Source organism: Streptomyces sp. NPDC048278, assembly GCF_040652195.1.
GTDB lineage: Bacteria > Actinomycetota > Actinomycetes > Streptomycetales > Streptomycetaceae > Streptomyces.
On the sequence record NZ_JBEZLP010000003.1, the window covers coordinates 544,384 to 551,225 of the forward strand.

The following is a 6,842-nucleotide window of genomic DNA, read 5'->3' on the forward strand; positions in this document are numbered from 1 at the left end:
TTCGCAGTGAAAGGGAGGAGCGGGGGCGCCCGCATGCCGAGTCCGGCGAACAGGTGATTGTCAGTGCCGTCGGGCAGGATGCGGTCAGGAGTCCACGGGGAGGTCGGCATGAGCGGCGGGCGGCGGCACATCGGGGTGGCGGAGCGGCGGGCCCGGCTGGCGGTGCGCCACCGGCTGGCGGACCCGGCACGGGCGACGGCGCCGGAGGAGGTCGCCGAGGCGCTGGTGGCGCTGCACGGCTCGGACCCGGCGACGGTGTACCTGGCGGTGGGGGCGCGGCTGGCCGAGCCGGCGAAGACCGTGCCGGAGACGGAGCGGGCGCTGTACGGGGACCGCACCCTGGTGCGGATGCACGGCATGCGGCACACGGTGTTCGTCTTCCCCGCGGCTCTCACGGCGGTCGTCCACGCCTCGACGGGCCTGACGGTGGCCGCCCGCGAACGCGCCGCGCTGGTGAAGGACATGGCGCGGGCGGGCGCTCCGGACGCGGCCTGGCTCGCGGAGGTCGAGTCCTCGACGCTGGCCGAGCTGGCCCGGCTCGGCCAGGCGACGGCGACGGAGCTGGCGGCTGCCGAACCACGCCTGCGCGAGCAGTTCCCGTACGCCGCCGGCAAGAGCTACGAGGGCGTCCACACCGTCTCGACACGCCTGCTGCGGGTGCTGGGCGTGGAGGGCAAGGTGGTGCGGGGCCGCCCGCTGGGCTCCTGGACGTCGAGCCAGTTCCGCTGGGCCCAGGCACCGGACCATCCGGAGCTGGACCCGGCCGAGGCCCAGTCGGTCCTGCTCGGCCGCTGGCTGCACGCGTGCGGCCCGGCCACGGAGGCGGACCTCAAGTGGTGGACGGGGTGGCGGGTGACCGAGGTCCGCCGGGCGCTGACCGCGATCGGGGCGGAGCCGGTGACCCTGGACGAGGGCGGCACCGGGTACGTGACCGCCGGCGATCTGCCTGCGGTCACCGGCCCGTCCCGCCCCTGGGCGGCCCTGCTCCCCGCCCTCGACCCCACAGCCATGGCATGGCAGCAGCGGGACTGGTATCTGCCGCCCGAGCTGCGACCGCTGCTCTTCGACAGAAGCGGCAACGTGGGCCCGACGGTGTGGTGGAACGGGGTGGTGGTGGGCGGCTGGGCGCAGCGCCGGGACGGCGAGATCGTCTGGCGGATCCCCGACCCGGGCGTCCGCGCAGAGGCCGAGCAGGCGGTCGCGGCGGAGGCGGAGCGACTCCGCGGCTGGGTGGGCCCCGCGAGAGTGACCCCACGGTTCCGGACACCGGTGGAACGGGAGCTGGGTGGGTGACGCCGGGGGGACGCTTACCGGCGCTTGCCGGGTGCCGCCGCGCCCACCCGTGCCGCCCTGCGGCACGCCTGCCCGCAGCTGGGTCTTTGTCTTTCAGGGGCGCGGGGAACTGCGCGAGCAACCCCCACCGGCCCGCGGCCGTGCGGCAAGGGTGCCCCGGCGCCGGGCACCGCCGCAGGCGAACGGCACCCGGCACCGGCGGCTCACCGCGAATATCGCATCAGGGCCCGCACCATGTGGCACGTCGTGTCCGACGGCGGGTGGATCCCGATGCTCTCCGCCGTGCTCCGTATCGTCTCGTTGCGTGCCTGGTTGGGCATGTAGACGCCGGAGTCGAGCAGGGCGATGGCAAGGCGCATGGCCTTCAGGCGGCGGTTGTGGGAGACGTACCACTCGCGTGGCCGCCCGGCCGGCAGCGGACGCTTCTCCGCCGGCGCGTACGGCGAGTCGAGCAGCACCGCACGCTTCGCGGTGGACTGGGTCGGCAGGGACTTCGGCTTCGGCTTCAGTGCGGCAGCGGGCACAGGCATCCTCCTGTCGCGGTCGGAGCGCCTCCGGACTTCCCGGCGCCCCTCTCGAACACTGCATCCAGTGTACCGGTCGGCACTGACAACGAGACAGCCCGCGAAGGCACGGAACACCCAGGTGGGGATGGGTTTTTCAGATGGGGCGCGAGGTGCGTGCGGAGTCCCGGCGACACCCCCTGAAATTCGAACAGAGCAGCTCCGGAGGGCGCCTCGCGTACCGTTCCCGCATGGAGATCTGGATCAACCCGGCCTGCTCGAAGTGCCGCAGCGCGATCGGCCTGCTCGATGCCGAGGGGGCCCACTACACCGTCCGCCGCTACCTGGAGGACGTACCGACGGAGGACGAGATCAGGGCCGTACTCGAACGGCTCGGGCTCGAACCGTGGGACATCACCCGCACCCAGGAGGCGGTCGCCGGGGAGCTGGGACTGAAGGCGTGGGCGCGGGACGCGGGCGCGCGGGACCGATGGATCACCGCCCTCGCCGAGCACCCGAGGCTCATCCAGCGGCCGATCATCACCGCCGACGACGGCACGGCACTGATCGCCCGTACCGACGAGGCACTACAGGAAGCGCTGTCCAGGAGCAAGAGCTGAACAGCCCTCAACTCCAATGTGACGCAGGTTACTTCGGCGACTCCTGTAACCGCTGAGTAACGACGTTCGGTATCTCGTACCTATCGGCGTACGTTCCCCCACCCCTTCTCAGGAGGCGCGCATGTCGCGTAGGAGAACTCTCGGCGCCAAGAAGACGGTCGCACTGCTGGTCGGCGCCGCGGCCGTGGCCGGCGGCGGGGCCTTCGTCCTGGCGTCCACCTCGAACGCCGCACAGAGCTCGCAGAGCGCGAAGACCCTGTCGTCCGCGGCGGACTCGACCGTCTGCTCGGGGCTGGCCACGGCCCTCGGCAACAACCAGAAGTTCATCGCCGGGCAGCAGGCGAACCCGGACGCCCAGTCGGCGGCCCGGATCGCCAACCGGCAGGCGGTCATCGAACAGATCAAGGTCCAGCAGAAGGCGTCCGGTTGCGTCGTTGGGGAGTCGGCTCAGGGCTCCCAGGCGGCGAACGGGACGCAGACGGGCCAGACCGGGCAGACCGGCCAGACCGCCACGGCGGCGCCGTCGCAGAGCGCGGCCACCGGCAACACCGGTAACACGGGCAACACCGGTGGCGCCGCCGCCTCCGGGCAGCAGGTCTGCAAGGGATCGACGGTCACGCTGTCCGGCGAGGCCGGTACGCCGGCCGCCTCCAGCAACCAGTTCCCGGCGGGGACCACGCTGAAGGTCACCAACCTGGACAACAACAAGTCCACCACGGTGAAGGTCACGTCGGTCTCCGGCAGCTGCGTGCTGCTCAACAACGCGGCCTTCGAACAGGTCCGGGAACCGGGCAAGTTCCTGATCCGCCGCGCGGTGATCGAGAAGGTCGGCTGACCCGAAGGGACAGGTCGAAGGGACAGACCGAAGCGGCAGGTCGCGGTGGCGGCTCGCGGCTCGGCCGCCGGCCTTGACGGAGGGAAGGCCGGCGGTCGCCGCGAAGGCGCGGGTACGGTGCCCGAATTGGGCTCCGTACCCCGCCCACCCGGCCCTCACAACGTGAGTCGCACCACAGAACCACCAGGTAACACCGGGTTCACATTCGAGCAATGATCGGGAAATCGCCTGTTGACAGGCTTCCGGGCAACACCGAGGCGCCCCAGTGCCGTAGCGCCACTGCACCCGCAAGTGCGCCCGACCCACCCCGAAGGATGTGGCCCGTGACCTTCAAGGCTGAGTACATCTGGATCGACGGCACCGAGCCGACGGCCAAGCTGCGTTCGAAGACGAAGATCATCGCGGGCGCCCCCGCCGGTCTCGACGCGCTGCCGATCTGGGGCTTCGACGGGTCCTCCACGAACCAGGCCGAGGGGCACTCCTCGGACCGTGTGCTGAAGCCGGTCTTCACCTGCCCGGACCCGATCCGCGGCGGCGACGACGTCCTCGTCCTGTGCGAGGTGCTGGACATCGACTTCACCCCGCACTCCTCCAACACGCGGGCCGCGCTGACCGAGGTCGCCGAGAAGTTCGCAGCGCAGGAGCCGATCTTCGGCATAGAGCAGGAGTACACCTTCTTCGACGGCTCCCGCCCGCTGGGCTTCCCCGAGGGCGGCTTCCCGGCCCCCCAGGGCGGCTACTACTGCGGTGTCGGCGCCGACGAGATCTTCGGCCGCGAGATCGTCGAGGCCCACCTGGACAACTGCCTGAAGGCGGGGCTCGCGATCTCCGGCATCAACGCCGAGGTCATGCCCGGCCAGTGGGAGTTCCAGGTCGGCCCGGTCTCCCCGCTGGAGGTCTCCGACCACCTGTGGGTGGCCCGCTGGCTGCTCTACCGCACCGCCGAGGACTTCGGCGTCTCCGCCACCCTCGACCCCAAGCCGGTCAAGGGCGACTGGAACGGCGCCGGCGCGCACACCAACTTCTCGACCAAGGCGATGCGCGAGGGCTACGACGCGATCATCACCGCCTGCGAGTCGCTCGGCGAGGGCTCCAAGCCGCTCGACCACGTCAAGAACTACGGCGCCGGCATCGACGACCGCCTGACCGGTCTGCACGAGACCGCCCCGTGGAACGAGTACTCCTACGGCGTCTCCAACCGCGGCGCCTCGGTCCGCATCCCGTGGCAGGTCGAGAAGGACGGCAAGGGCTACATCGAGGACCGCCGCCCGAACGCCAACGTCGACCCGTACGTCGTGACCCGGCTGATCGTCGACACCTGCTGCACCGCCCTGGACAAGGCCGGCCAGGTCTGATCCCCGCGCTCCGCTCCCGAAGGGGGCGCCCACCGTCACGGTGGGCGCCCCCTTCGGCATGACGGCGCGGCCGGCTCCGTCAACGTCAGGCCAAGGAAGCGTCCAAGCAGTGAGAGGAGGGTCCAGTTTCCCGGCCGTGTCTGCTTCAATGGGCGCATGGCCAGCTTCCAGAAGTGCAGCGCGACGGGTCGCCAGGACCTTGAGCCGTTCTGGCCTTCCCGTCAGCACCACGACTTCGACCGGGTGTGTTGCCGCGCGACGAACGCGCGGGCCCTCTAAAGCCGTACACCCCGGCCTTCGGCCAGCGCGGAAAGCAGTACGTCCCCGCGGCGACCCCGACCACGAATCGCGGCCGTCGCCCTCGACCGACTGACTCCTCGCGCGAAAGAGCTGACGTCTCATGGCGACCACTCGTTCTCTCTCCCCCGCCTCCGCCCTCAACGGCTCCTCGCCCGCCCGGCACCGGCTGCGTGCCGTCGACCGGGACGAGGTCGTGGACATGACGGAGCTGCTGCCACCGGGCGCCACCTGGCTGCCCGCCCCGCAGCACACCCTGCCCACCCTGCCGGGCCAGCCGCCGATGATCGGCTACCTGGTGCTGGTTCCGGCGGACCAGCAGCCGCCCTTCCTGCCGGTCGCGGTCCCGGACCCGCAGCAGCCGGCCGTGGAACCCGCCACCGCGTCCGCCGCCGCACCCACCGCGACCGGCAGCCGGCCGCCGCTCGTCACCGTCGACACCGTGGAGCGCACCGCCCAGGTCGACGGGCGTGAACTCGACCTCACCTACCTGGAGTTCGAGCTGCTCGCCCATCTGGTGGCGCACCCGGGCCGGGTGCACACCCGCGACCAGCTGGTCACCACGGTCTGGGGCTACGGCCACGTCGGCGACGGCCGCACGGTCGACGTCCATGTCGCGCGGCTGCGTCGCAAGCTCGGCGCGGAGCACCGCCGGGCGATCCAGACGGTCCGCCGGGTGGGATACAAGTACACGCCGCCGACGGGCCGTTGAGACACCGCTTCCGACGGGCCGCTCCGCCCTCGGCTGAACCCTGTTGGGTCCGGTGTCCCCCGGGGGCACGATCAACGGCATGAGGCTTCTGGTGCTGGGCGGTACGGAGTTCGTGGGGCGGGCGGTCGTCGAGGCGGCGCTCGGGCGCGGCTGGGAGGTGACGGTGTTCCACCGGGGCAGCCGTCGGCCCCCGGCCGGGGTGCGGTCGCTGCACGGCGACCGCACCGCACCCGACGGCCTCACCGCGCTGGCGGACGGCACCGAGTGGGACGCGGTCGTCGACACCTGGTCCTCCGCGCCCCGGGCCGTGCAGGCGACGGCACGGCTGCTGCGGGGCCGTGCGGGACGGTATACGTACGTGTCGAGCCTCTCGGTGTACGACTGGCCGCGCCCCGCCGGGTACACCGAGGAGGCGGTCCTGGTGACGGGGGCCGCGCCCGGCGCGGAGGCGACCGAGTACGCGCAGGACAAGCGGGGCGGTGAGCTGGCCGCCGTGGAGTCCTTCGGCGCGGACGGCTCGGTGCTGGTACGGGCCGGGCTGATCCTCGGGCCGTACGAGAACGTCGGCCGGCTGCCCTGGTGGCTGACCCGGATCGCGCGGGGCGGGCCGGTGCTGGCCCCGGGCCCGCGCGGGCTGCCCGTGCAGTTCATGGACGTCCGGGACCTCGCCGAGTGGACCCTCGGGGCGTTCGAGCAGGGCCTGTCCGGGCCGTACAACCTGGTGAGTCCGCCGGGGCACGCCACGATGGGCGAGCTGCTCGAAGCGTGCCGGCGGAGCACCGGCTCGGCTGCCGAGCTGCGGTGGACCGGGCCGGAGGCGGTCCTGGCGGCCGGGATCGAGCCGTGGACGCAGCTGCCGGTGTGGGTGCCGCCGGACAGCGAGCTGCACGACGGCGTGCACGGAGTGGACGTGTCGCGGGCGTTGGCGACGGGGCTGCGGTGCCGGCCGGTGGGGGTGACGGTGGCCGACACGTGGGAGTGGCTGCGGGGCCTCGACGGTGCGGTGCCCGTGCGGGCGGGCATCGGGGTCGACCCGGATGTCGAGGCGCGGGTGCTCGGGGTTCCGTCGGGCGGTCGTGATTGATCCGCGGGCCGGTGGGGGTTGATCGCGCAGTTCCCCGCGCCCCTTACGGGGCCCGGACAGCGCCCCGTAAGGGCGCCGTGGCAGTACTGGTCCACCAGGGACGGCGTGTCGATCATCCGGGCTCCCCGTGGACGACGGTTGCT

7 protein-coding genes are annotated in these 6,842 nt (G+C 72.3%); 6 read left to right on the forward strand and 1 reads right to left on the reverse strand.

Annotated features, from left to right (window positions below; all coding sequences use genetic code 11):
• Nucleotides 1-108 precede the first annotated feature (108 nt).
• The gene (locus tag AB0D74_RS08640; RefSeq protein ID WP_362581902.1) at nt 109-1,293 is read left to right on the forward strand and encodes a winged helix DNA-binding domain-containing protein; all 1,185 of its coding nucleotides are present in this window, start codon (nt 109-111) and stop codon (nt 1,291-1,293) included.
• Nucleotides 1,294-1,496: 203 nt separating this feature from the next.
• Here the strand turns inward: AB0D74_RS08640 and AB0D74_RS08645 are convergent, their stop codons facing one another.
• On the reverse strand, nt 1,497-1,817 hold the full coding sequence (locus AB0D74_RS08645) for a hypothetical protein (protein ID WP_362581904.1): 321 nt from the start codon (nt 1,815-1,817) through the stop codon (nt 1,497-1,499).
• Between the two features lie 230 nt (nt 1,818-2,047).
• Between AB0D74_RS08645 and AB0D74_RS08650 the strand changes: the two genes are divergently transcribed.
• The 5 genes from AB0D74_RS08650 to AB0D74_RS08670 all read left to right on the forward strand — a co-directional run bounded on the left by AB0D74_RS08650 (nt 2,048) and on the right by AB0D74_RS08670 (nt 6,699).
• Nucleotides 2,048-2,416, forward strand: coding sequence for an ArsC/Spx/MgsR family protein (locus AB0D74_RS08650; RefSeq protein ID WP_362581906.1), 369 nt, complete (start codon nt 2,048-2,050; stop codon nt 2,414-2,416).
• 121 nt (nt 2,417-2,537) lie between these two features.
• Nucleotides 2,538-3,251: a hypothetical protein gene (locus tag AB0D74_RS08655; protein ID WP_362581908.1), complete on the forward strand. Its 714-nt coding sequence runs from the start codon at nt 2,538-2,540 to the stop codon at nt 3,249-3,251.
• A gap of 323 nt (nt 3,252-3,574) precedes the next feature.
• Nucleotides 3,575-4,606, forward strand: a complete 1,032-nt coding sequence (glnII, locus tag AB0D74_RS08660; RefSeq protein ID WP_351717459.1) for a glutamine synthetase — start codon at nt 3,575-3,577, stop codon at nt 4,604-4,606.
• 400 nt (nt 4,607-5,006) lie between these two features.
• A complete protein-coding gene (locus AB0D74_RS08665; RefSeq protein WP_362581911.1) occupies nt 5,007-5,615 on the forward strand; it encodes a winged helix-turn-helix domain-containing protein in 609 nt (202 codons plus the stop codon).
• Between the two features lie 79 nt (nt 5,616-5,694).
• Entirely contained in the window at nt 5,695-6,699 is a 1,005-nt protein-coding gene (locus tag AB0D74_RS08670) for an NAD-dependent epimerase/dehydratase family protein (RefSeq protein ID WP_362581913.1), read from the forward strand.
• Nucleotides 6,700-6,842 lie beyond the last annotated feature (143 nt).